The sequence below is a fragment of the Dendronalium phyllosphericum CENA369 genome (assembly GCF_016056275.1).
Classification (GTDB): Bacteria; Cyanobacteriota; Cyanobacteriia; order Cyanobacteriales; family Nostocaceae; genus Dendronalium; species Dendronalium phyllosphericum.
Genome location: NZ_JAECZA010000246.1, coordinates 1 through 21,290, shown reverse-complemented (window position 1 = coordinate 21,290; position 21,290 = coordinate 1). Strand labels below are relative to the sequence as shown.

The following is a 21,290-nucleotide window of genomic DNA, read 5'->3' as shown; positions in this document are numbered from 1 at the left end:
ACTTACCTTGTAGAGTTCTATTTTTCCTTTATTCTATTCATTCTATCCGGAAAGTGACAGAAGAGGGGTATAATCTATCTCTCGTTCGCTGGTCTTGGAGATTGAAATCATCCACCCTTTTTTGAAGACTACGAATATCAAGTACATTTCTCTGGTATCTATCAAAAGCTTTCTGAATTTCAGAACGGGTGTAATTATCATTTTCAAATCCCATATCCTGAACTTGAATATCATAAATAACTTTCTCTGCTATAGGACTAGTATTTGATTTCTGAAAAAACTCCGTACATCTGGAGAGACAAAAAATCAAACGTAGTGTTTCGGATAAACCATTCAAACATCCACTTTAAATGAGAGAATGTTGGAATTAAAGCACAAAAACGTCTAACCCAGGTTTTTGCTTGTAACCAAATATCCTCTATAGGATTTTGTGATGGACAATTAGGAGCAAAGCGGACACAGTGAATTTTCCATTGTTCTTGAGATAAACCTTGATTTATTTCGCCTAAAAAGTTTTGAACCAGATGTGAACGATGGTAAGAAGTACCATCCCAAAACAGAAGTAATCGTTGGTTGGGAGACTGGTCTAATAAATAACGTAAATAATCAATCGTATTGCCTGAATTACCAGCCTTGTAAGCTTTAAGAAGTAACTTGCCATTAAGATAATCAACTGCCCCGTAGTATGTCTGTTTATCTCGTTCGTTAACGACTCCAACTGCTATTTCTTGGTCAGTTTTTTCCCAAACATAACAAGTTTTGTCTCCCCACAATAGATGACACTCATCTATTAATAATACTCTCAGTCTTCCTGCTTCTATTTCTTCTCTGTTGCTTGCCAACAATGTAACAAGACTGTTTTTTTTTGCGGCGACAGCTTCTGGGTCAGCCTTTGGATTTAAGGAAGTGGTTTTCTTCCAACTAATTCCCGCTGCGTCAAATAAATCGGGTGGAGCTTCGTTTCGATTCGTATATTACATCATATTCAAATGCCAATTTATACTCCAGTTCACTAAGCTCCCAAGTGTCTTTTGTTTGCAACCAACTTAATACTTCTTGGAGCTATTCACCGCTAAGGTAACTCTTTCTTCCTTTATGATTTAAGCGCAGTCCTAAAATTCCATATTCCTTGTAAGCCCGCTTCCAACTCGTTATCGAACCAACAGACACATCTAAAATTGTTTGAATTTCCTCATATTTGTAGCCTTGATAAACCAGTTTCACCGCTAAAGCTTTCCTCACCTCACGAGCATCTGGGCGATTATCTATAAATTCTTGTAGTTCTGCGATCGCGGCTTGTAGATGCTGACTTATCATTGTTCTCTGTTAGACAGATATCTTTCTCCGTATTATCTCGCAGTTTTTTTCAGAAATCAAATATGATTCCTATATCACCGCTAAATGCTTTGTCGTTGCTGACAATTCTGAATCTATCTCCGGGAGTAAAAGTACTACTTTGACTGCCAAGGGAAACATTATCTAATAACACTTCATAGCTATTTGTATCAGCATGAATGCTAATAAGATGACTTCCACTACTTGGCATTGAGTTAGGATATCCCTCAAACCTGCCATTTCTGAAAGTTCCGAAGTAACCAGCACCAGAAACAAATCTCCAGTAGTCATCTAAATTGGCAGTACGAACGAGATTGTAATTTCCATTGGAGGCAGTGAAAACACAGTATAAAGTTGCTCCAGTGGCACTACCTAAAAATGGTGAAACTTGTAATTCCTGAGTGCCGCTACCGTCCCACTTGAGGGCTGGTTTCCCTGATGTGCTGTTGACGACAGTGGGACTATTAGAACCAACAGGAGTTGCATTATTCCCATTGCTTGATTTATCAGTTAAACTACCATCTTCAAGCCATAATTTCATTCCATTTGGGTAATCAGCACTGGTAGGTGTTGGGGGTGTTGTTTCTACTCCGTTAAATCCGTTTTATGCGGTAATTAAAAATCAGTAAATGTTCTACTTTTATGTAAAACAAGAACATTCACTGAGGACGTGTAACTATTGCTCTGACTAGGATTAAGCCTGATATTACTAATACATAAAATTAGAAATATTCCGGTTTAACCAGTGACGATGGTTAAACCGGAAGTAGCACAAGAAGAGAAAATAGGATGAAGAACAATCGAAATGGACAAGCCGCCATTTTGACAGAGGCAGACTATGCCAAAATTCGCAAACAGATTAGAAGTAGAAAATATCGCCTACTTCTGGATCTAGCTTGATACACTGGCGAGCGCTGGGGTGCGCTGGTGCAGCTGAGCGTACAGGATGTTTATGACTCACAAGGAACACCACGCGAGTATATCAATTTTCGCGCCAGGACGCGCAAGGCTAGCCCAGATGGAAAACGCAAAACACGCCAAGTGCCTGTACATCCTGTACTGCGTGAATCTCTAATTGCATACGAACCAGAAAATTGCTGTTGGCTGTTCCCTGACCGGGGAGGAGAAAAACCAATTTCACTACGTTGGGCTGACATGATTCTACGCACTGCTGTGGAAAAAGCTGGACTGACAGCTAAGGGCATCAGCACTCACAGCACCCGCCGGAGTTTCATTACTAAATTAGCAAAGCGAGGTGTCAGCCTTGCAACTATCAAAAAGGCAACGGGCCACACTGACCTCAAGGTACTTTCCCGTTACATCGATGTTTCGGATGACGACGTGAGGGAGGCGATCGCAACTCTATGACCCAACAATTGTTAAGCAAAATTGAAGAACTGTATGTGAAGTCTGTCCTCAGACGCTACACGCCGCTGGAACTTGCTCAAACTTTGGAAGCAATGGCTAACCAAGCATGGGATGAAGTTGATGATTTTTTGGCTATAACTCATGACGAAACGCAGCAGGGCGAATATCCTAGACTCTAACCACATAATCATTAATGTTCAAGAATTTTTTGCGATCGCCTTTACTGGTTGTGTCCGGCGATCGCAATTTTTATTTTTAACGACTTATCGCTACTCACTCTCATTAAAAAAATTGCTTTTAAACACTTTTCATGGATGAAGTAACGAAAAATCAATACTTGTAACCCTGTGCGCGGGCCACCAAGAATGGCATCGCCAAAACCTGATTATTGAGAATGCTTGACACGCTTAGGAGATGAGGGAGATGGGGAACTAACTCCCTGACTCCTGACTACGCCAGGAGCGGATTAATTTCTCAATCTCCACGGGTAATTTACCAGCTGCGAGCGCATTCTCTACCATCTGGTTTCTGCATTGAGCAATTTGCGATCGCACATTGCCACCGGGTATATGAACATGGTGCAGCTTCCGGCCTGACATCCACAGGTAACGGTAATAATAATGTTCTTGGTGATACCTAACCACTCTGTACTTTTCTACCCAGTGTGACTGTTCTGGAGCAGATTTATCTGTGTCGGTTATTGCTTGCTCCAGAACAGTAGAATCAGGTTTTGACGTTTCTGATGTTTGCTCCAGAACAGTGTCTATATTTTTTTGCAGTGTGTCGATTGCGTCCCAGGCTGGATCGTAATTAGGGAGTGGGGAGTAGGGATTGTGAACACTTGATTGGGTGAAAGCTTCCAGGTCAAACAGTGTGATTTGCTTCATCTGTCCCCCTCCTGCCCCCAGTGAAAAGGTACAACTTGGTGGCCAACTTCCTGAGACAGTTCCCTCAAAGCTGCTGACCACGCCAGGGCATCGACAGCGCTTAAATAATGGAAATCACACCCTGTGATAAATCTGTTTCTAATCCAATTTTTGAAATGGTCTATTCTTTGTTGATTGAGATGATTCATAATCACAACACCGTTAATTGACACGCCGCCAAGTGAGCGGCTTTTTTTATACATAGGAATTATCCAGATGGAAATAATTCATCCCACTCTGTAGAATTCCCATAAGCTTGTAGTAAGTGATTGTAATTTCGCGGGTGTTCCCACCATTTACCACGCAAACAATCACGTATAAATCCTTCGGGATTTTTAATCTCTTCAAATCCACCACGAAGGATGAATATCAAAATTGCTAACTTGATTTCGTTAGTTGGACGATGTAACACTTCGGTGATGTCATCGTCATAATAAATACCGTTGTCTTCGAGTAGCTGCTTATTGTTGGAATGCTGCTGCTGTATATCACTGGCAACGGCATTACTATCACTTGAAGGATGCGAATTGTAACTCTTGTTACTGTTTTGTAACTTTTGTTTTTTCGGTGGATTTAACCACTCAAGTGGTCTAACTAATAACTTATAAATCTTCCAGGAATACTGTCTAACTACTTGTATAACTCTGTGTTTTACTAACTGATTAAAGATATATTTGAGGTAGTTATGCGAGTAACCTTTACCTCTGGATTTGGCTACTGTAGCGTTAAATTCTGATAAGTCAGGCTCGACTTCTGTACTGATTTCACCTTGCCGCATTAGCCATTGCCAAAGCGATTTAGCAGCAGGGCAAATATGATGTTTGTAACAGAATGCTTCGTGTGATTCTGACCACGGAAGATTGATTTTATAGCTATTTTGTGACATGATTCTATTAGTAAATTGAGTCAATTAGCCACCCGGAAGTGCAATTTTAGGTGGCTTATTGCTTTTCTTAGGTCATTGATTATTAGTTGCGATCGCACCGCGGTGCAGTCAACTGGCATAATGCTGGTAGATGCGTGTTCCCTATAGCCACCCAGGAATGTGAGGATGGCTTTTGGATTTTTAACTTCGATTGGGCGGCCCAAAGTCGTCTGGTAAGTCCTCAACTCGCTCTATGCCTAACTCCCGACACAAGCTTTTAACTTGAGACATGGTAAGCCGCGCTTCAGTCTTCCCAGATATCCACCGTTGATAGGTAGCCCTTGGAATCCCACAACGCATAGCGAGTTCATCTTGAGTTAATTTCGTCCTTTCTATTCTTAGAGCGTCCAAGGGTGAATCACTCTCCTGTTTTTGTCTTCGGCTTCTTGGGTTCATTGTACTCGTTAATGTCTCATTTTGATGCCTCTGGTTGACATGTGTTCAATGAGGTCTCATAATGAGACTTGAATAGACAGTAAAAGACCAGCCAGCAACACTGGCTTGGGGAAAGTACAGTATATGGCTGGTCTTCTGTTAGTGTCTCATTCTGATGCTAATCAGCTGTACGCTCCCCCCTCACCCTTGCTGTAGTGCCTGTGAGGGCCTATTCAGGAGCAAATCACCCGCGCCATTGCCACAGTGCCCCGGCGCGGAAACATCCTTAAAGTAAATAGTCAGTTGTCAGTGGTCAGTTATTAGTGCTGAGTCACAAACGCGCATACGCTTCACTACAAGAGTGCGCCCCAACAGTCATGTCCTTTATTTGGAGGTATAAATTTAGACGAAAATCAGAAAAATCAAATCTTTACCGAGTTCGGAAACATAAAACCATGATTCGCCAGTCACCCACTGGCGTTTTCCTGGCATTAATGCGAACGTTTTATATTTCATAAATTGTGGGAATACACCAGCGTTAGCTAGGTGGTTAGTTTGCGCTGGTGTTTTTTTGAGAAGGAAATTTAGATTATGAATTACCGCGATGAAATTAGACCGTGGGCAATTTTCCAATATTTGCCCAGCGGTGAGAATGTCTGCGTTGCTCGACTTCGCACCCGTCCTGATGCCGATGCTTACGCTAGTCTCTTGCGCCAGGGAGGGGGGAGCTATCAGGTGCTTTTTGATGTGCAACCCCAAGAAGTGACTCAAGGATAGCTCAACTTATTCAAAAGCGATCGCACTTCCTCAAAGGCTGCGCGATCGCTCCTGAAAATCGTTTAACTACTTCAACCTGAACTAGTAAAAAATATCACATACTTATGCAAATCAAAACCATTAATTACGAGCGGGTTCTCAACTTGGGGAACTACGAAAACAAGAAAATGGCACTGTTCGCCGAATTGACCGAGGGGGATGACGTAGAAGAGTCCATCTCCCGTGTCATGGAAACAGTCGAGCGCAAAATCCGTGAAGAAGCACACCAACAGGCCGCAGAAGAACTCAGGCAAATCAAACAGAAGTTAAGCCAAGTCAAACTCGAATATGAAAGCTACAAATCACAAACAATTCAACAAACAATTCAACCGCCTGTAACTTCAGTCCAGGACACAGGCCCAGAAAACAATCCTTTTTAATTAACCCAAAGTTTTGAATTGCGATCGCATCTAAGGAAACACTTGTAAATTGCCGAGGTGCGATCGCAATTTCGCTCAAAATCCAAAGTTAAGGAGATTTTAAGCGGTTATGCAAATCATATCAGTTCCCACCGTGTTTACCTGCCCAACCCCCAGCGCTGGCTGGTTAAATCTGGCCCAAATTCGGCAACTGCAATTTGAGGATTACCCTAACCCGATTGCTGTTGTCACTTGGCACAACGGCGACAAACAAAGCTTCTTTGGTGACAATGCCACAGCCATTATGAATGCTTGGCTTGAGGCGCAAGAGCGCTGCAACTGTGACAATTACCGTTTAAAAAATCGAAGACTATGACCAAACATGACACTTGGGTAGAACTTAAACCCGGAAACCCTTACGAACCAATACTAGACCTCTTTCCCGACGGTATGATACCCATGCGCGATCCGTTCCCCTTGGAGCGAGTCACCGGGACTGATGGCAAAGAAGTTGCACTGTGGATTGTGGATTTAGAGCGCCTCAGCAGTATTCAAGCTCAAGCAATAGCTCAAATTGTTGCCAGCAATCGTGGGGCTGATGTAACCGAGGTTGCAGCAGAGGCAGCCGCGACTGGTGGCTTTGCCATGAATAATGAGTGGATTGAATCAATGAAGTGTTGGTCAGAAGGTTTTCACCGTGGTGCAGAACTTGCTGATTTTCTAGAAACTGCACCACCAATAGGAACCCCCGAAGCTGCTAGGGCATTTCGAGAATTTTACAACAGCCAGTATGACCGCTGGATCGACGGCAACGAGCAGCCAAGACCGATAAATTCAATTGACGATATCGACCCCAGGTTAAGAACTCCCGGACTCGAACAGATTCTCAAAATGCAGCTTGCAGAGAATGCGATCGCAACTGGTGGCTACTCCGTTTTTGATGTTTTGACAGGACGTGCAACTGTTGACGTTCTTAACAAAATAGACCCCGATAACCAATATTCATTAGTTGGTGAGAACGAAGATTTTGATGATGAGGACGTTTATGAGTGAAGAGATAACTAATAATATTCCCGAACCAGATCCAGGATGGGATTATTACGTTCAGTGGCACAAATTACCCCTCTTCTGTCAGTCTCCGAAAACATTTGCCATTTCTGAATTCTAGAGCTTTTGTACAGCAAGCGATCGCGCGATTATTTTCTAATAACAAATTCAAGAGCAATTTTTTTCTAATAGTATAGGTTGTATTGATTGCCTCGTGAGACTTCTAGCAATCGCCCTCACGGAGACTGACAGAAGAGGGGTATTTAAAGCAAAATTTCATTTGGATAAATTAATTCAAGAAATTGCTCCACTTGAATATGCATCCATCAATGTTGATGAGTCAATCAACAATGATTTAGACAAAATCATTGCCATTTTAAGCGATACATATATCGAAATCGAAGAAACAGAATCGCCTGATGAGGCTACCTGACACAGTAGCCGAAACGGTGGGTATTACCCACCGTCGCGGATTGTGTCCAAAGCAGTCCGCCCATTGCAAGTAAGAAATGCGGCGTTAGTAAAGAAATGCGCCCCTTGAGTGTGAGGCGTTTGAGTTTTCAAGCGCAGCTTTCTAGATGCAATGCTCCCGGTGCGTTTAGGACTGAATCGCGCCCCTCAAGTGTGGGGCGTTAGGGTGATTCGTGCGCTCTTAATCCGGGTTTACCACATCCAGTAAAGTACACCTTAGCAGAAGCTGAACCATGACAACTGAATTGAAAATCTTGGGCATTGATGTCTCAAAATCGAGCGTCACAGTTCACCTTTTAACATCTTATCCAAAAGGTGGATTAAAAAACTATTGGGAGAAAACCAGGAATAAGGCATCAAGCTTATATCCAGTTTTCTACAGCAATCCCAATCCTAAACAAAAGCAAAAGAATGCTTTTGAATTTGCTGATTTTGTACGAGAAACCATACCAGATATTGCTATTTTAGAACCTACTGGAAATCATTACAGTAGATTATGGGCATCAATTCTTAACAGTTTGGGTGTGAAAATTCTCTGGGTTGGTCATATTGAATTGCGTCGATACCGGGGTGGTAAAAACCTACCTAATAAATCTGATGCAGCTGATGCACTAGCAATGGCTGCTTACCCACTCGACGATGATCACCAAACGGAAGATGGGGAATTAAACCTTAAATATTTTCTCATGCATCGACCGGAAGGAATTGACCGATTACGCGAACTGTGCCAACAGCTTGAACACTTGAACCGTGTACAAAGCCCAATTATCAACTACTGTCGTCAACTTTTGGCGTGGCAGTTCCCAGAAGCAGCTCATACCATTTCTAAATCGACCAAAGTAGGTAATGTTCCACCATTATGGGGTTGGTTAGCTCAGAGATTTGATGAGATTTCGCCGCGAAGTCTTACTATACTCAACAACAAGTACAAAAACTCGGTAGCAGTGGCTTACGGAATTGAGATTGACCCGACACTTAGAACTCACGCCGATTGGTTGTGTGACATTGAGTTAGAGGAGCAGCGCATTGAGGCAGAAATCACAGCATTGGTATCTGAGCAATACTTCAAGCCCTATAACCAGATTTTTGGACAATTCGGGTTTGGGTTGAGAGTCCGTGCCAGATTACTCAGCCGTATCTACCCGTTCGAGGCGTTCCTCAATGCCGACAGCAAACAGCTTATTGAATATGAAGTCAGGGAAGTTAAGCGGACTGAGAAAGAACGGCGCGATGGGCAAACGGTCGTTAAGCGTTCAGTAGGAGACACCAAGCGAATTAAACGCAATCGCTCTCGTGATACCTTCAAAATGCGGTTGGGTATGGGAACTGTTTTAGAGCAATCAGGTGATGCCCTGATTGAGAAAACTAGCGGTTCAGCACTATGTAGAATGAGCCTTTGGCAGTATGTATTGTGCCAAGTCGAAACCGGAAGACTACCAAGTAATCAAATTACCAAAGCACTTTTAGATTACCGGGATAGTCTTAAAAGCAACACTAACGATCAAGGTGAGCAATTACTCAACGGTAAACACCTTCAAGGTAAACTCATGGCTAAGGTGTGTAACCTTCTGTTTTATCAGTTAATGCAAATGTTAGATAGTTCAAATGAACTGATAAATAATGACTAATGACTATTCCCCCAATCCTTGGGGGATTTGCCAATTATTAACTTATTAGACTGAAAACTCAATTAAAAGATGATTTTTGATAGATTGCTTTTAAAGTACCAAGCAGGAAATGCTTATGAGTGTTAATTTAGCAGCTGATGTACACGAGCTAAAATCACGTCTGCAATGGGGTCAACCAAATTTTACAATTATTGATGTGCGCGATCGCCCCAGTTACAATCACGGTCATATTATCGGGGCAATAACTATCCCATTGGACGATTTGGTAACTCGTGCTAAATCTTCTTTGCACGCGGAACGCCACATCTACGTTTATGGCGAAAATGACGAACAAACAGCCCAAGCTGCTAAATTATTGCAAGGTTCTGGGTTTGCTGAGGTAGCGGCAATCCAAGGAGGTTTTGCTGCCTGGAAATCGGCTGGTGGCGCTACAGAAGGTTTGAGCGCATAAACCTAACCTAGATATAATATTTCGAGTTTATTGATTGACTATGTTTGTTGTTGTGTACTGCACAGTGTGCAGTACAGTTTCTTCTAGGTAATCAGAAAAATTCATTGGCTAGAAAATGAACGTTTCATAACTCTACTGCGTTACCAGCCAGAGGTAGTAAATTAATCTTTAATCGCCATAACCTTGGAAGTGTCAGGTTTTAGCAAGCCGCTTAAAAGTGATGCCGGACGTTGACTATAGGGCCAAGCAAAAGCATGGCGAAAAGCTGCATCTTGACAAGCTTGCAGTTGTTTAAAGCTAATAATGTCGTAAGTCAAGAGATTTTCATACTCAAACGGCAGACGTACATTGTGTAAGCCAGCATTATCAGTGCAAATAGCGATATCTACCCCAGCCTCAAAACAACGATCAAAAACTAATTTGAGTTGACGAATATCCTCTAAAGTACCAGTTTTGAGATAAGTTGTCGGGCAAACCTCCAAACACTGTCCGCGTCTAGCCACATCCGGAAGTAACTCTGGAGATAACAAAGGAATTTGGATACCGTGACCAATCCGCATCAAATAGGGTAACAGTTCGGGATAACAGCCAGCAGTGGTTTCATATAAATGTCCTGTGGTGTTAACGCCTTGCGATCGCGCATAGTCGTACAATTTAATCCATTCTTCCATGCGATCGGCATAGTAACTATCACCACCTGCTACATCTATGCCACAGACATACTGCTTATTCTGCACTGCCAAGTCAACAATTGCCCGATTCACCTCATAGGGTAAGCGCGAGTGCATACAAAGAATTTGGCTAGTGACAATTGGATATTCCGATAGGTGACTAGCTTTTCCTACTACTTCTACAATTTCCGCCATCTTGTCAATTCTCTCGGATTGACTTAAATGGTCGGGTGTCCGCAAATAGGGAGTGTAGCGCAGTTCTAGATAAGCCAAATTTTCAAAAATATAAGCACCCCGTACCAAGCGGTAGACAAAGTAAGGCAAAGTCTCTACAGTTTGCACGCTTTCTACTAGAGTGTGCAATTCCAGGTATTCATCTAGGGTGTTGCGCGGCCGCGTGTAAAAGTCCTCAAATTCTGAATAGTCTGGAAAACCAGAAATCAACTCAGATGAATGTCGCTCAAAATATCGCCATAAAACGCGAGGTACAACCGAACCGCCTAGATGCCGATGCAATTCAGCATATAAAGCCATAGTGGTATTTTTAGGGAAAAATTTCACTAATTGTAACAAAAACATCAGCAGAAAAAATCTATGCCCGAAGGAAGATTGTGTAAAGCTGCTATTAATTAATGTTGTTGAGTATGAGTTATGGCCAAGAGACGCGATTCATCGCGTCTGTACAAGAGTCAGTTGCTGTAAGGCTTTAGCAATCGCAATAGTCCTAAAGGGTGTGACTACGGCTATATAAGCTGCGCTGAATGCTGTCTACAACTAAGTTGGGTTTACCCTACTTAAAATATTCGTATTGTTACTACCTTTAATTATGCTGTAATTCTTGTGCGGTTATCATCAATTATCTAAGTGATATTAACCGTATTTGCAGCCATAAAAATAATCTCTACTATAGTAATCAAAGCGATGATTAAGCAAGTAAAGAAAGAGTTACGAGTTGGAGAGAAATATGGTTTTAGTACGCTACAATCCTTGGCAAGAATTGAACGCACTGCAACGTCAAATCGACCGAGTATTTGAAGATTTCCCAGCCTCCATTTCTGCTAAAGTTCCAGCAGCTGAACTGCATGAAACTGAGGAAGCAATACATCTGAAGCTAGAACTCCCTGGTGTTGAAGCTAAGGATTTAGATATCGAAGTCACCAATAATGCAGTTAAGGTGGTTGCCGAACGCAAATCTGAAACCAAAACTGAAGATAACGGCAAAACCAGAAGTGAATTTTACTACGGTAAGTTTCAACGAGTAATTCCTCTATCTGCCCGCATTCAAAACACTGATGTTAAGGCTGAATACAAAGACGGAATTCTAAATTTAACCCTGCCTAAAACTGAAGCCGAAAAAAATAAAGTCGTCAAGGTTAATTTGCAGTAACCTACGGTATAAAGATTTTCCTGCAAAAAATCTTTGAATTGGTGAGATAAAATTTAGCCTGGTTGAAGTATATCAACCAGGCATTTTTTATGAGTTTGTAATTGATAAGTAGAAGGCAGAAGGCAGAAGGCAGTCCCGATGAAAAAATTTTCATCACCATACATGAAAAAGGAATATTCCCTACACCCTACACCCTTTTTCAAGTCAGAAGGCAGGAGGTAAAACATTACTATTTCTAACATCCACGCTTTCAAGATGTCCTAACCTTTAATTCGCTTGCCATACAACTAATATATTGGCAATAAATAAATGCAATTAGTGTGTCAAAATGAACAGCTAATATAGTCATATTGCCGCATCTACATTTGAGAATGACACTACCTTCATGAACGCGACTCCTATCTTACCCAACTATATCAATGGTCACTGGTGTGCATCTAATACTACAGAATACTTAGAAATTATTAACCCAGCTACAGCAGAATTATTAGCTCAAGTGCCTCTATCAACAGCATTTGAGTTAAATCAAGCCGCAGAAGCAGCGGCAGCAGCTTTTATTACTTGGCGACGTACCCCTCCCACTGAACGAGTCCAATATTTATTTAAACTCAAGAATTTACTGGAAGAACATTTTCAAGATTTGGCTCGCACAATCACGCAAGAATGTGGTAAAACTTTGGCTGAGTCACAGGGCGAAATGCGCCGCGCTATTGAAAATGTAGAAGTCGCCTGTGGCATTCCCATGATGATGCAGGGAACTAACTCAGAAGATATTGCTAAGGGTATTGATGAGATGATGATTCGCCAACCTCTGGGAGTGGCGGCGGTGATTTGTCCTTTCAACTTTCCGGGGATGATTCCCTTTTGGTTTTTACCTTATGCGATCGCCTGCGGTAATACTTATATTGTTAAGCCTTCTGAAAAAGTGCCGCTGACGATGCAAAAAATCTTTCAGTTGCTAGAAAAAACTGGTTTGCCTAAAGGAGTTGTTAATTTAGTCAACGGTGCGAAAGAAGTTGTAGACGCTATTTTAGAACACCCGCAAATTCGAGCGATTAGTTTTGTCGGTTCCACCCCAGTAGCTAAATATATATATAGTCGAGGGGCGGCCAATGGCAAACGGATGCAATGTCAAGGAGGCGCAAAAAATCCGATTATCGTTTTGCCAGATGCAGACATAGAAATGACTACCCGCATCGCTGCTGATAGTGCCTTTGGTTGTGCGGGACAGCGCTGTTTAGCCGCCTCAATTGCTGTCACAGTTGGGGAAGCACGGCACACATTTACAGAAGCGATCGCGGAAACTGCCAGAAAGCGAGTCGTAGGTAATGGTTTAGACCAAGGCGTAGAAATGGGGCCTGTAATTACTACCCAAAGCAAAACGCGCATTGAAGAATTAATTCAAAAAGGCGCAGATGAAGGCGCAAATTTGTTAGTAGATGGACGGAATCCCAACATAACTAATTATGAAAATGGTAACTTTATCCGACCAACGATTTTGCAAAACGTCGAGCCAACAGGGGAAATTGCCCGGACAGAAATTTTCGGACCGGTGCTGAGTTTAATACATTTAAATAGTATTGAGGATGCGATCGCCTTAGTTAATAGCGGTCAATATGGCAACATGGCTTGCTTATTTACCAGCAGTGGCGCAGCAGCCCGTAAATTCCGCTACGAAGCAGAAGCAGGTAATATCGGTATCAACATTGGCGTTGCTGCACCAATGGCATTTTTCCCCTTTAGCGGCTGGAAAGAAAGCTTTTTTGGTGACTTGCACGGGCAAAGCAATCACGCAGTAGAGTTTTTCACCCAAACAAAAGTGATTGTAGAACGTTGGCCTAGTCAGTGGTCGCGTCAATTTTAAAGGATTGTCAGTGGTCAGTTGTAATTTCTCTCGCCTTGCTTCCATTGCTAACATCTCGATTGATTTTCCCCGCGCGTTCAGTCCAGATGGGCAGATTTTTGTCAGTAATAGTTCATGGGGAGGAATTAAGGTTTGGTGCTGATAAAGTGCTAATGCATCGTCTTACATTGTGAATGCAGAGGGTGGCCTTATTAATGCATCGTCTTACATTGTGAATGCAGAGGGTGGCCTTATTAATGCATCGACTTGCATTGTGAATGTAGAGGGCGGCCTTATTAATGCATCGACTTGCATTGTAAATGCAGAGGGCGGCCTTATTACTCCTTTCCCGCTCATGCTCAAAGCCTTACAAACCGACTCTTGTACAGACGCGATTCATCGCGTCTCCTAACTCAGCACTTACCTGACTGGGCACTTAGGTGAAGTTAAATGCGTCACAATTAATCAGCATCAGGAATCCCTAATTATCAGTAGTGTGACTTCCCTTTGTGGGTGAAACAAATCCAAAATCGATTGACAAATAGTGTCTGAGGAAAGCATGAAAAGAGCGGTTATTGCCAAAACACTCGTTACATCACTAGGTTTTTTTGCATTATTTGCCCCAAGTCAAGTTTCCGCTCAACTTATACCACAACCGTGGGTTTCAGTCGGCGGCAAAGATGGCGATATAACTTATGGTGTAGGAGTTAGAGCTTTCAATTTAGGGGTGGAAGTTGGAAAGGGGCCAGATAATTCAACTGGAGTAGATGTGCTAAAATTCTTGAGTTTGCCAGTGGTTTCGCCTTATGTCGGACTGGGATATTATTCAGAAGATAAAGGTCTTGCAGTTTCAGGCGGCGTTCAGGTAAGTGCTACAGATAATGTTTTTGTAGGCGCTGGTTACAATTCTGTTCGAGGATTTAACGGGCAACTTGGCATAAGATTCTAATTATTCATCTCAGTGTTTTTGAGAGTTGAATTCTGTTTGCTCGAACACATGTTTTAAGAGAGCTAAACCTTCTTCAATGTGGGCAAGTTCTTCATCTGTCATACCCTTGAGCATATCAGCGATATGAGCGCGGGTATAAGTTTGGGATTGCTGAAGGTGATACTTACCTTCTTCAGTGAGATTCAGGACTATCCGCCGTCGCTCTTGAGGATGGTGAAAGCGTTCCACTAAGTTGCGTTGTACTAGCCGTTCTATTGTCGCTGATGCTGTAGCGGAAGTGACACCGAGATGCTCTGCCAAGTCAGATAATGAAGCGCCAGGATTGCGGTTAATAAATGCTAGCGATCGCAATTGAGGTATAGAAAGAAAAGCAGCATTATGGGCGCGCATTTGGGATCGGATAAACCGCATTACTAATGGAACTGTCTCCATTACTCTGACGGCACATTCTTCGGAAGTTGCACCTTGAGAGGGTTTATCCAAGCTCATCGATCGTTATTCTCCGGATTATATTGCCCCATGGATAAAGTCTTCCATAGATTAGGGCCAAGCCTATTAATGCTAGCAAGAGAATTGTACAATCCAAACCAAAGCCATAGACAATAGAGTTAAGCGAATCATCATTCAAATTGCATCTCCGTGTCTCCCTGTCCCCGCGTCCCCGCGTCCCCGCGTCTTTCTAGCGAGTTGAATTATGCAATTTAAAAGCGCATCAGCTTATTTACCCCAATCCCTTATCTTTGAACACTCATAATTCGTCCACTTTTGAGGACTTCTGTGGCTTTCTCAGCCGAAAGCGGTTTGTGGAATAAGAAGCCCTGTACGTCCTCGCAATGGATAGATTTCAAGAAATCTAGTTCCTCTGGCTTTTCTACCCCTTCAGCTGTAAGCCTTAACCCCAGACTCCTCGCCAAAGTAACAATCGCCTTGACAATATGAGCTACTTTGATATCTGTTGTCAATTCTTGAATAAAAGACTTATCAATTTTCAAATTGTGGAGTGGTAAGAGTTGTAGGCGCGAAAGAGAAGAATGACCCGTACCAAAGTCATCGATAGAAATGTGAACGCCCATTTCCTGGAGACCCTGCAACACAGTTCTGGTAAAATCTAAATCCTCAATAGCTGTCGTTTCTGTAATTTCTAATTCTAAAAACTGAGCCTCTAACCCCGTCTCTGCTAAAATTTCAGCTACAGTTTCCAGTAGTTTGGGTTGGCGGAACTGTTTGGGAGAGAGATTAACAGCGATTGTTAAAGGAGGTAATCCCGCCTGTTGCCAAATTTGATTTTGACTACAAGCTGTCCGTAACACCCATTCACCGATAGAGATAATTAATCCACTTTGCTCGGCCAAAGGAATAAAAACATTAGGTGCTACTAGTCCCATCTCAGGATGCTGCCAGCGTAGCAGAGCTTCCATGCCAGTAATTTCTCCTGTGGCAATTTTGATTCGAGGCTGATAGTACACCATTAATTCTTGTCTTTCTAGGGCATAGCGCAGGCTTTTCTCTAGAGTCAGGAGTTCGGGATTTTTAGCACCTAGGGTAGTGGTGTAAAACTGGTAGTTATTTCTCCCCTCATCTTTGGCGTAGTATAAAGCTGCATCTGCATTTTTGATTAAAGTTTCAGCATCCGGACTGTGTTCGTCAAGCAAGGAAATGCCAAGGCTAGCACTGACATAAAGTTCGTGACCATCAAGATTAAAGGCATTCTCGAAAGCGTGTAAAATTCTCCAAGCTACCTGAGTGACTTCCTCAAGACAAGTTATTTGAGGCAGTAGGATCGTAAATTCATCTCCTCCCCAACGAGCAACAGTATCTCCACCTCTAAGAGAATCTTTCAATCTTTGGGCTACACTTTGTAAGAGTTTATCTCCCAAAGTGTGCCCCAGAGTATCATTGATAATCTTAAAGCGATCTAAATCGAGAAACATCACAGCTAGACTTTCGCCATTGCGAACTCTATTAGGTAGGGTTTTAGAAAGTAGCTCGTTGAACAGCAAGCGATTAGGCAATCCAGTTAGCAGATCGTGAAGGGCTTGGTAACGAATTTTTTTCTCTACTTGTTGACGCTGCCTAGCACCACTGATACTAGCTGCCATTGTCAAAAGCGTTGATTCTTCGTGTCTTGACCAGTGACGCTCTTTTGAACAGTCTGCCAAGCCTAGGTATCCCCAGAAATCATCCTCTAGTCGTAAAGGCACTAAAAGTAAGGATTGAATGTCATATTGGCTGAGGAATTCTTGTTCTTCTGCGGGGAATTCTTGAGTTATACCGCTAATGGACTCGCCTCTTGAGAGAGTAGCGTACCAACGCGCTAATTTAGAACAGTGATAAAGCAGATTTTGCCAGTGCTGGCGAGAAGATTCAAGTCCAAAACGCTTCCATTCAAATTGCAGGCTGACTGCCATCTCTTTTGTAGTTGGATGGAGATGATTGTTAAAGAGATAGACGCGATCTACCTTAGCAGCTTCGCCCAGCACCGCTAAAGCCTTATCAATGCCCGTTTCATAATTCATTTCTACTAGCAAATAATTTGCGGCTTCCGCAACTGCTTGTAGCAAGCGATCGCGTTGGCGCAGTTCAGCTTCGGCTTGCTTTTGTTCTGTAATATCCCTAACAATAAAAGTTCTAATTAAATCGCTTTCAGGTAGGCAGTGAACGGATTGCTCAAAAAATTTTTGCTCTACTTCTACTTCCCGCATAAAAGGATTTTCCCTGCGATTCTTCACCGCATTTAATAGTCCCATTAAGATAGGATGCTGCTTGCCAATTTCTCTGAGTTTAGGAAATTTGAGAGCGGCGGCGGGATTAAGATAGGTAACTGTTCCCTCTAAATCTGTCTCGATAATTGGATTGGGTACGAGTTCGGGGAAGGATGCTAGGCGAGCGAGGAGAGTCTCACTAGCTCCTTCAAAGCTAGGATCGACAGCTAGAGTTTGAAAATGACTATTGGTATTAACTGGCTGCGATAGGAAAGTAGCTAGGTCTTCAGCTTCACATTCAGAAAAAGCTTTTTCGCTGATGTTGGCGATCGCATAATATCTAGCTTGAGCTTGATTATTGCCAAATAAAATGACATCACCATGTTTGAGGTTATGTGAGGAACACTTATGACCATTCACTATTAAGCCATTAGTGCTACCTTTCCCCTTGAAGTTACCATCAATAATCAAAAAGCCATATTGGTCGCTCTCTGGAAGAGTCACTCGCAATAAAATAGCATGTTGCCTGGATACCGAGCGCGAACGCAGAACAATAGAGTTTTCAGGATGCCGCCCAATAGAATAAGTTGTTTCTTGGAGAGAGATAGTTCGCTGTCCTTGCATATCTTGGACAACCAATAGATGGCGTATTTTTTCCTGCTCATTTCCTGCCATCACTCTACCTCAAGTTCATATTCTGTTAAAAAATACTGCTTTAGTTCTGTTTTAACCTTAAATCTCCATTTTCTGGAATGACTACTCACTTCTATCAATAAAGTCAATCTTTGGTTGTTCTAGGATTGACTATTTTAGATGAGATGTTTAGATGGTAGCCAGCTTTGCAATTAGGAGCCTGAGTTTTTGTCTAACTTGTAAAAAAAGTCAGAAGATTTAAGACTTTCAGTCATTGTCTTCTACTTCCTTAAATATCCAGAATAAATTCAAATGACTAATATTATACATAGTAAAATCACGGATTTTTTTCATAGAATAGTTTGTCCAAGAACTATTATAAAGACTATTATTCATCCGATCGAGACAGCGAGCGCAAAATCATTTTGACAAAGAAGCTTAGTATATTTACTGTTCATATAAACTCCTTTATAAAAATTTATTCTCTAAAATTCAGCTGAATATAAAGTAATTCTAATAGTTAAGAAAATTAAGAGAACTTTCACAAATAAACGACCTCATTTGAATTTGTCAATTATTCACAGCCATCAGCAACCAGTATGTAGCAGAGGAAATTGTGTTAAAGCACCTGGCTTTCAGCTGTCATCAGTTAATAATCCTAAAAGTAAAGTTTAGTTTCAAAACACATCTACCCTCATCTAGTAGTGGTAACTTATTAATTGAAGCCTCAAAAGCTTCCCTGGCAGATTCAACAGCCAAAGCAAACAAGTTACATTAAGTTAAGAGGTAAAAACGCTGTTTCAACATCTGTCTCGTACACTCAAAGCAACACCCAACTTAAGCGCTGACATTTCCTCAAAGTGGTTTTAAGAGGGCGATGTAACTAGTTGCATAGCACATTAAAAGTGTTAATTAATTAGTACAACCCTGAACAGATTTATCAATGATGAGGAAAGAACTAGGCGGATATAAGCTTGGGTGTTGTTGTTTTAATAGAGTAAGTTTAAATATTTAAAGTGAGAAATCAGCAGAAGATTACTCCATGATTTAACACGAGATGAAATCTCAATTTCAATAAAATTTGTAGTGAATTTATAATTATAACTTGGTTTGATAAAGATAAAGTAGAAGTTCTTTGCGATCGCTAACAATCCTATTTGGCAAACCATAAATGAGCTAGCCAGCGAAATTATTAATTTCCAAATGGATTATAAATCACAGAAAAGTACAGCCCATCTTCTTGCAGCGTTCTTCCCTCTGATTGCACAGATACTAAAGGAATACCCCAATCAAGACGAGCACTGAAGCGATCGCCTTGGGATAAGCGCAAACCTAAACCAGCAGCAGCTAGGGTGTTCGGGTCTGGATTGACAGCAGAATTATTCCAAACAACGCCAAAATCTACAAAAGGTACGACCTTTAATATAGTATTTGTTTCAGGTAAGCGGAGAATTGGTATTTGAACTTCCGCAGAAGCAAAAGTGCCATTATCAGTTAACAGAAAATCTTGACGGTAGCCTCTAACGCTGTCTAGACCTCCCAAGCCAAACTGCTCTAAAGGCAACAAAGACGTAGATGCCAGTTGCGTATTTGCACGTATTAATAATAAAGTATCGGGAGCTAAAAGACGTACCCACTGTGCTTGCCCCTGCCATGCAAAAAAGCGGCTATCAGGACGCTCGGAATTAATTGTGGCATCAAAAGCACCTATACCGAAATTAAATTGAGAACGCAGAGCAATGACTTCGCGGCTGTTACGAGATGTCCATTCTTGAAAAAAGCGCAACGCAGATATCCGCGTGCGTCCCTCATCGTCGGCTCCTAGAGAAGGGAAAGATAATTGTTCTTCACCAGGAGGCTGATAAGTAGCTTTACTTTCTCGTCGAGATGCTGTAACTCCCAAGGCAAACTCTTGTGTAGGAGTTTGGATTACTGGCTGGCGGAAGGTTAATTCGTAGTAGCGAGAAGAAGATTCAATATCTAGAATGTCGAAAGGACGTTCGATGACATTGCTCCATGACGTACCAAAGTTGAAAGAAAGCGTTCCGTTGCGGGGATTGAGAGGCAACGTATAGCCAGTATCCAAAGCATTGCTACCATCGGTATTGGTGTAAGTGAGATTTAAACCATCTCCCAATCCCAGTAAATTGGCTTCATTGAGTTGTAATCGTCGTCGAAAACTGCCAACACTAGGCGATCGCCCATTATCCAAAACTACTTGAGCACTGAAGGATTTTGCCTCTGCAATCTCAACTTGTAGCACACTTGTGCCTGGACGCGAACCAGCTGACAATTCTGCTTTTAGGGTTTGAATTAAAGGATTCAGTTGCAACAGTTGTAGTGCTTGCAAAAGGCGCTCTCGATTCAGAGGTGCGGACGTAGCTATTGCTAAACGGCTGCGGACATAATTGGAGTTCAACCGTCTAGTGCCAGTTACCTGAATATCTTCTAATTTACCTTCGACCACCTGAATTTTAATCGTACCAGATTTAATAGTTTGAGGTGGGATGTAAGCTCCAGAAGTAATGTAGCCTTTTTGGACATATAAATCGGTGATGGCAGAACGAGCTTGAAAAAGTTCAGCCAGAGAAATAGGTCTTTTAGTAAATTTATCCGTAACTTTAGCTAACTCTTCGGGACTGAATACTGTACTACCAACAATTTCAAACTTTTCTACAACGATAGTCTGGGGAATTTTATCTGTTGATGGGCGATCGGGTGTCGGAGTTGGCGCAGAAGGTGGAAGTAATTCTGAAGGTGGAGGAAGTTGCTGTGGCAGTTGGGGAGAAGGTTGTGGAGAAGGTAAGGGTGGTTGGATGTCTTGCGGTTGCACATCTTGTGGTGATGGAATTTGCTGCGATAAGACAAAATTGTTTTTTGGTAATTGGGTAGTATCGATCGCTTGAGCTTTTAAGGAACTAGTAGTAAGGCTGCTAAAAAATACAAATGTACCCAGTGATAAGCATGACACTGCAAACGTCTGAGAGGATTTATCAATCATGGCACTGAATTAGTTTCTGACAGAAACTAGGGGATGTACGGTAGCTGCTTGAGATGTAAATATTACTTTACTTTATCTTTTGACACTAAAGTTAATTTTTTTAGCGAAGAATAGTAGGTTAAATATAGTATCGAGTCATTAATATAGATATTAATAATATGCAGATAAATTACAAAATTAATAGCAATAAACTCTTTTTTATAAGTACCATTCTGAAGTATTTAAAATATTGTTATAAAAGGGAGTAGGGAGTAGGGATTGGGGAGTAGGGAAACTAAGCCGCCCACAAGGGGCGGGGTTTCAACCTATCTTGTGCAATACAAGGATTTTTCGCGCCACTTGCGGGCGAGGCTTTAACCTTTTTCGGGGCTAATTTCTTCCCCTACTCCCTACTCCCCACTCC

22 protein-coding genes and 2 pseudogenes are annotated in these 21,290 nt (G+C 42.0%); 14 read left to right on the top strand and 10 right to left on the bottom strand.

Translation table 11 applies throughout. The annotated features are described in order from the left end of the window. Positions 1-257: 257 nt before the first annotated feature. Together I8752_RS29145 and I8752_RS29140 are read right to left on the bottom strand one after the other, a co-directional pair. Positions 258-1,317, bottom strand: a pseudogene (locus tag I8752_RS29145) (IS630 family transposase). Positions 1,318-1,366: 49 nt separating this feature from the next. Beyond that, positions 1,367-1,876 carry a hypothetical protein gene (locus tag I8752_RS29140; protein ID WP_214435700.1) on the bottom strand — a complete coding sequence of 170 codons (510 nt, stop codon included), beginning with the start codon at positions 1,874-1,876 and terminating at the stop codon, positions 1,367-1,369. Between the two features lie 374 nt (positions 1,877-2,250). Here I8752_RS29140 and I8752_RS29135 point away from each other — a divergent pair. The 3 genes and pseudogenes from I8752_RS29135 to I8752_RS29125 all read left to right on the top strand — a co-directional run. After that, positions 2,251-2,703: pseudogene (locus tag I8752_RS29135) on the top strand (tyrosine-type recombinase/integrase); the annotation flags it as partial. Beyond that, entirely contained in the window at positions 2,700-2,882 is a 183-nt protein-coding gene (locus I8752_RS29130) for a hypothetical protein (RefSeq protein WP_214435699.1), read from the top strand. The pseudogene I8752_RS29135 and the gene I8752_RS29130, both read left to right, overlap by 4 nt. Continuing rightward, positions 2,845-3,021, top strand: a complete 177-nt coding sequence (locus tag I8752_RS29125; protein ID WP_214435698.1) for a hypothetical protein — start codon at positions 2,845-2,847, stop codon at positions 3,019-3,021. The genes I8752_RS29130 and I8752_RS29125 overlap by 38 nt, the downstream gene beginning before the upstream one ends. Positions 3,022-3,134: 113 nt before the next feature. Here I8752_RS29125 and I8752_RS29120 read toward each other — a convergent pair whose 3' ends face one another. The 4 genes from I8752_RS29120 to I8752_RS29105 all read right to left on the bottom strand — a co-directional run bounded on the left by I8752_RS29120 (position 3,135) and on the right by I8752_RS29105 (position 4,950). Next, positions 3,135-3,590 (bottom strand): hypothetical protein, encoded by a 456-nt coding sequence (locus I8752_RS29120; protein WP_214435697.1) that lies wholly within the window; start codon positions 3,588-3,590, stop codon positions 3,135-3,137. Next, complete coding sequence (locus I8752_RS29115) at positions 3,587-3,832, bottom strand: hypothetical protein (RefSeq protein ID WP_214435696.1); 246 nt, start codon at positions 3,830-3,832, stop codon at positions 3,587-3,589. The genes I8752_RS29120 and I8752_RS29115 overlap by 4 nt, the downstream gene beginning before the upstream one ends. Positions 3,833-3,837: 5 nt before the next feature. Continuing rightward, positions 3,838-4,515, bottom strand: a complete 678-nt coding sequence (locus I8752_RS29110; protein WP_214435695.1) for a hypothetical protein — start codon at positions 4,513-4,515, stop codon at positions 3,838-3,840. Positions 4,516-4,695: 180 nt separating this feature from the next. Further along, positions 4,696-4,950 carry a helix-turn-helix transcriptional regulator gene (locus I8752_RS29105; RefSeq protein WP_214435694.1) on the bottom strand — a complete coding sequence of 85 codons (255 nt, stop codon included), beginning with the start codon at positions 4,948-4,950 and terminating at the stop codon, positions 4,696-4,698. Between the two features lie 570 nt (positions 4,951-5,520). On the opposite strand from I8752_RS29105, the gene I8752_RS29100 reads away from it, so the two are divergent. The 8 genes from I8752_RS29100 (at position 5,521) to I8752_RS29070 (ending at position 9,701) form a co-directional block, all read left to right on the top strand. Continuing rightward, positions 5,521-5,706 (top strand): hypothetical protein, encoded by a 186-nt coding sequence (locus tag I8752_RS29100; protein ID WP_214435693.1) that lies wholly within the window; start codon positions 5,521-5,523, stop codon positions 5,704-5,706. A gap of 104 nt (positions 5,707-5,810) precedes the next feature. Further along, positions 5,811-6,125, top strand: a complete 315-nt coding sequence (locus tag I8752_RS29095) for a hypothetical protein (protein WP_214435692.1) — start codon at positions 5,811-5,813, stop codon at positions 6,123-6,125. Positions 6,126-6,234: 109 nt separating this feature from the next. Continuing rightward, entirely contained in the window at positions 6,235-6,480 is a 246-nt protein-coding gene (locus I8752_RS29090; protein ID WP_214435691.1) for a hypothetical protein, read from the top strand. Continuing rightward, positions 6,477-7,157, top strand: a complete 681-nt coding sequence (locus I8752_RS29085) for a hypothetical protein (RefSeq protein ID WP_214435690.1) — start codon at positions 6,477-6,479, stop codon at positions 7,155-7,157. The genes I8752_RS29090 and I8752_RS29085 overlap by 4 nt, the downstream gene beginning before the upstream one ends. After that, entirely contained in the window at positions 7,150-7,272 is a 123-nt protein-coding gene (locus I8752_RS38225) for a hypothetical protein (protein ID WP_263986516.1), read from the top strand. Before I8752_RS29085 ends, I8752_RS38225 begins: the two co-directional genes overlap by 8 nt. Before the next feature lie 93 nt (positions 7,273-7,365). After that, positions 7,366-7,584 (top strand): hypothetical protein, encoded by a 219-nt coding sequence (locus I8752_RS29080; RefSeq protein WP_214435689.1) that lies wholly within the window; start codon positions 7,366-7,368, stop codon positions 7,582-7,584. A 271-nt stretch (positions 7,585-7,855) separates the two neighbouring features. Further along, positions 7,856-9,250, top strand: coding sequence for an IS110 family transposase (locus tag I8752_RS29075; protein WP_214435688.1), 1,395 nt, complete (start codon positions 7,856-7,858; stop codon positions 9,248-9,250). A 115-nt stretch (positions 9,251-9,365) separates the two neighbouring features. Beyond that, positions 9,366-9,701, top strand: a complete 336-nt coding sequence (locus tag I8752_RS29070) for a rhodanese-like domain-containing protein (protein ID WP_214435687.1) — start codon at positions 9,366-9,368, stop codon at positions 9,699-9,701. A 161-nt stretch (positions 9,702-9,862) separates the two neighbouring features. Here the strand turns inward: I8752_RS29070 and I8752_RS29065 are convergent, their stop codons facing one another. Next, positions 9,863-10,906, bottom strand: coding sequence for an adenosine deaminase (locus I8752_RS29065; protein WP_214435686.1), 1,044 nt, complete (start codon positions 10,904-10,906; stop codon positions 9,863-9,865). Between the two features lie 430 nt (positions 10,907-11,336). On the opposite strand from I8752_RS29065, the gene I8752_RS29060 reads away from it, so the two are divergent. The 3 genes from I8752_RS29060 to I8752_RS29050 all read left to right on the top strand — a co-directional run bounded on the left by I8752_RS29060 (position 11,337) and on the right by I8752_RS29050 (position 14,551). After that, a complete protein-coding gene (locus tag I8752_RS29060; RefSeq protein WP_214435685.1) occupies positions 11,337-11,759 on the top strand; it encodes an Hsp20/alpha crystallin family protein in 423 nt (140 codons plus the stop codon). Positions 11,760-12,144: 385 nt separating this feature from the next. After that, positions 12,145-13,623 (top strand): CoA-acylating methylmalonate-semialdehyde dehydrogenase, encoded by a 1,479-nt coding sequence (locus I8752_RS29055; protein ID WP_214435684.1) that lies wholly within the window; start codon positions 12,145-12,147, stop codon positions 13,621-13,623. A 538-nt stretch (positions 13,624-14,161) separates the two neighbouring features. After that, positions 14,162-14,551, top strand: coding sequence for a hypothetical protein (locus I8752_RS29050; protein WP_214435683.1), 390 nt, complete (start codon positions 14,162-14,164; stop codon positions 14,549-14,551). A 9-nt stretch (positions 14,552-14,560) separates the two neighbouring features. On the opposite strand, the gene I8752_RS29045 is transcribed toward I8752_RS29050, so the two are convergent. The 3 genes from I8752_RS29045 to I8752_RS29035 all read right to left on the bottom strand — a co-directional run bounded on the left by I8752_RS29045 (position 14,561) and on the right by I8752_RS29035 (position 20,887). Beyond that, positions 14,561-15,040 (bottom strand): MarR family winged helix-turn-helix transcriptional regulator, encoded by a 480-nt coding sequence (locus I8752_RS29045; RefSeq protein ID WP_214435682.1) that lies wholly within the window; start codon positions 15,038-15,040, stop codon positions 14,561-14,563. Between the two features lie 245 nt (positions 15,041-15,285). Beyond that, positions 15,286-17,928: an EAL domain-containing protein gene (locus I8752_RS29040; protein ID WP_214435681.1), complete on the bottom strand. Its 2,643-nt coding sequence runs from the start codon at positions 17,926-17,928 to the stop codon at positions 15,286-15,288. A 1,150-nt stretch (positions 17,929-19,078) separates the two neighbouring features. Continuing rightward, on the bottom strand, positions 19,079-20,887 hold the full coding sequence (locus I8752_RS29035; RefSeq protein WP_214435680.1) for a ShlB/FhaC/HecB family hemolysin secretion/activation protein: 1,809 nt from the start codon (positions 20,885-20,887) through the stop codon (positions 19,079-19,081). Positions 20,888-21,290 lie beyond the last annotated feature (403 nt).

Excerpts from the sequence above, each read along its gene's own strand:
- I8752_RS29140 (WP_214435700.1), bottom strand. The coding sequence starts at position 1,876 with ATGAAATTATGGCTTGAAGATGGTAGTTTAACTGATAAATCAAGCAAT.
- I8752_RS29130 (WP_214435699.1), top strand. The coding sequence starts at position 2,700 with ATGACCCAACAATTGTTAAGCAAAATTGAAGAACTGTATGTGAAGTCT.
- I8752_RS29125 (WP_214435698.1), top strand. The coding sequence starts at position 2,845 with ATGACGAAACGCAGCAGGGCGAATATCCTAGACTCTAACCACATAATC.
- I8752_RS29120 (WP_214435697.1), bottom strand. The coding sequence starts at position 3,590 with ATGAAGCAAATCACACTGTTTGACCTGGAAGCTTTCACCCAATCAAGT.
- I8752_RS29115 (WP_214435696.1), bottom strand. The coding sequence starts at position 3,832 with ATGTATAAAAAAAGCCGCTCACTTGGCGGCGTGTCAATTAACGGTGTT.
- I8752_RS29110 (WP_214435695.1), bottom strand. The coding sequence starts at position 4,515 with ATGTCACAAAATAGCTATAAAATCAATCTTCCGTGGTCAGAATCACAC.
- I8752_RS29105 (WP_214435694.1), bottom strand. The coding sequence starts at position 4,950 with ATGAACCCAAGAAGCCGAAGACAAAAACAGGAGAGTGATTCACCCTTG.
- I8752_RS29100 (WP_214435693.1), top strand. The coding sequence starts at position 5,521 with ATGAATTACCGCGATGAAATTAGACCGTGGGCAATTTTCCAATATTTG.
- I8752_RS29095 (WP_214435692.1), top strand. The coding sequence starts at position 5,811 with ATGCAAATCAAAACCATTAATTACGAGCGGGTTCTCAACTTGGGGAAC.
- I8752_RS29090 (WP_214435691.1), top strand. The coding sequence starts at position 6,235 with ATGCAAATCATATCAGTTCCCACCGTGTTTACCTGCCCAACCCCCAGC.
- I8752_RS29085 (WP_214435690.1), top strand. The coding sequence starts at position 6,477 with ATGACCAAACATGACACTTGGGTAGAACTTAAACCCGGAAACCCTTAC.
- I8752_RS38225 (WP_263986516.1), top strand. The coding sequence starts at position 7,150 with ATGAGTGAAGAGATAACTAATAATATTCCCGAACCAGATCCAGGATGG.
- I8752_RS29075 (WP_214435688.1), top strand. The coding sequence starts at position 7,856 with ATGACAACTGAATTGAAAATCTTGGGCATTGATGTCTCAAAATCGAGC.
- I8752_RS29070 (WP_214435687.1), top strand. The coding sequence starts at position 9,366 with ATGAGTGTTAATTTAGCAGCTGATGTACACGAGCTAAAATCACGTCTG.
- I8752_RS29065 (WP_214435686.1), bottom strand. The coding sequence starts at position 10,906 with ATGGCTTTATATGCTGAATTGCATCGGCATCTAGGCGGTTCGGTTGTA.
- I8752_RS29060 (WP_214435685.1), top strand. The coding sequence starts at position 11,337 with ATGGTTTTAGTACGCTACAATCCTTGGCAAGAATTGAACGCACTGCAA.
- I8752_RS29055 (WP_214435684.1), top strand. The coding sequence starts at position 12,145 with ATGAACGCGACTCCTATCTTACCCAACTATATCAATGGTCACTGGTGT.
- I8752_RS29050 (WP_214435683.1), top strand. The coding sequence starts at position 14,162 with ATGAAAAGAGCGGTTATTGCCAAAACACTCGTTACATCACTAGGTTTT.
- I8752_RS29045 (WP_214435682.1), bottom strand. The coding sequence starts at position 15,040 with ATGAGCTTGGATAAACCCTCTCAAGGTGCAACTTCCGAAGAATGTGCC.
- I8752_RS29040 (WP_214435681.1), bottom strand. The coding sequence starts at position 17,928 with ATGGCAGGAAATGAGCAGGAAAAAATACGCCATCTATTGGTTGTCCAA.
- I8752_RS29035 (WP_214435680.1), bottom strand. The coding sequence starts at position 20,887 with ATGATTGATAAATCCTCTCAGACGTTTGCAGTGTCATGCTTATCACTG.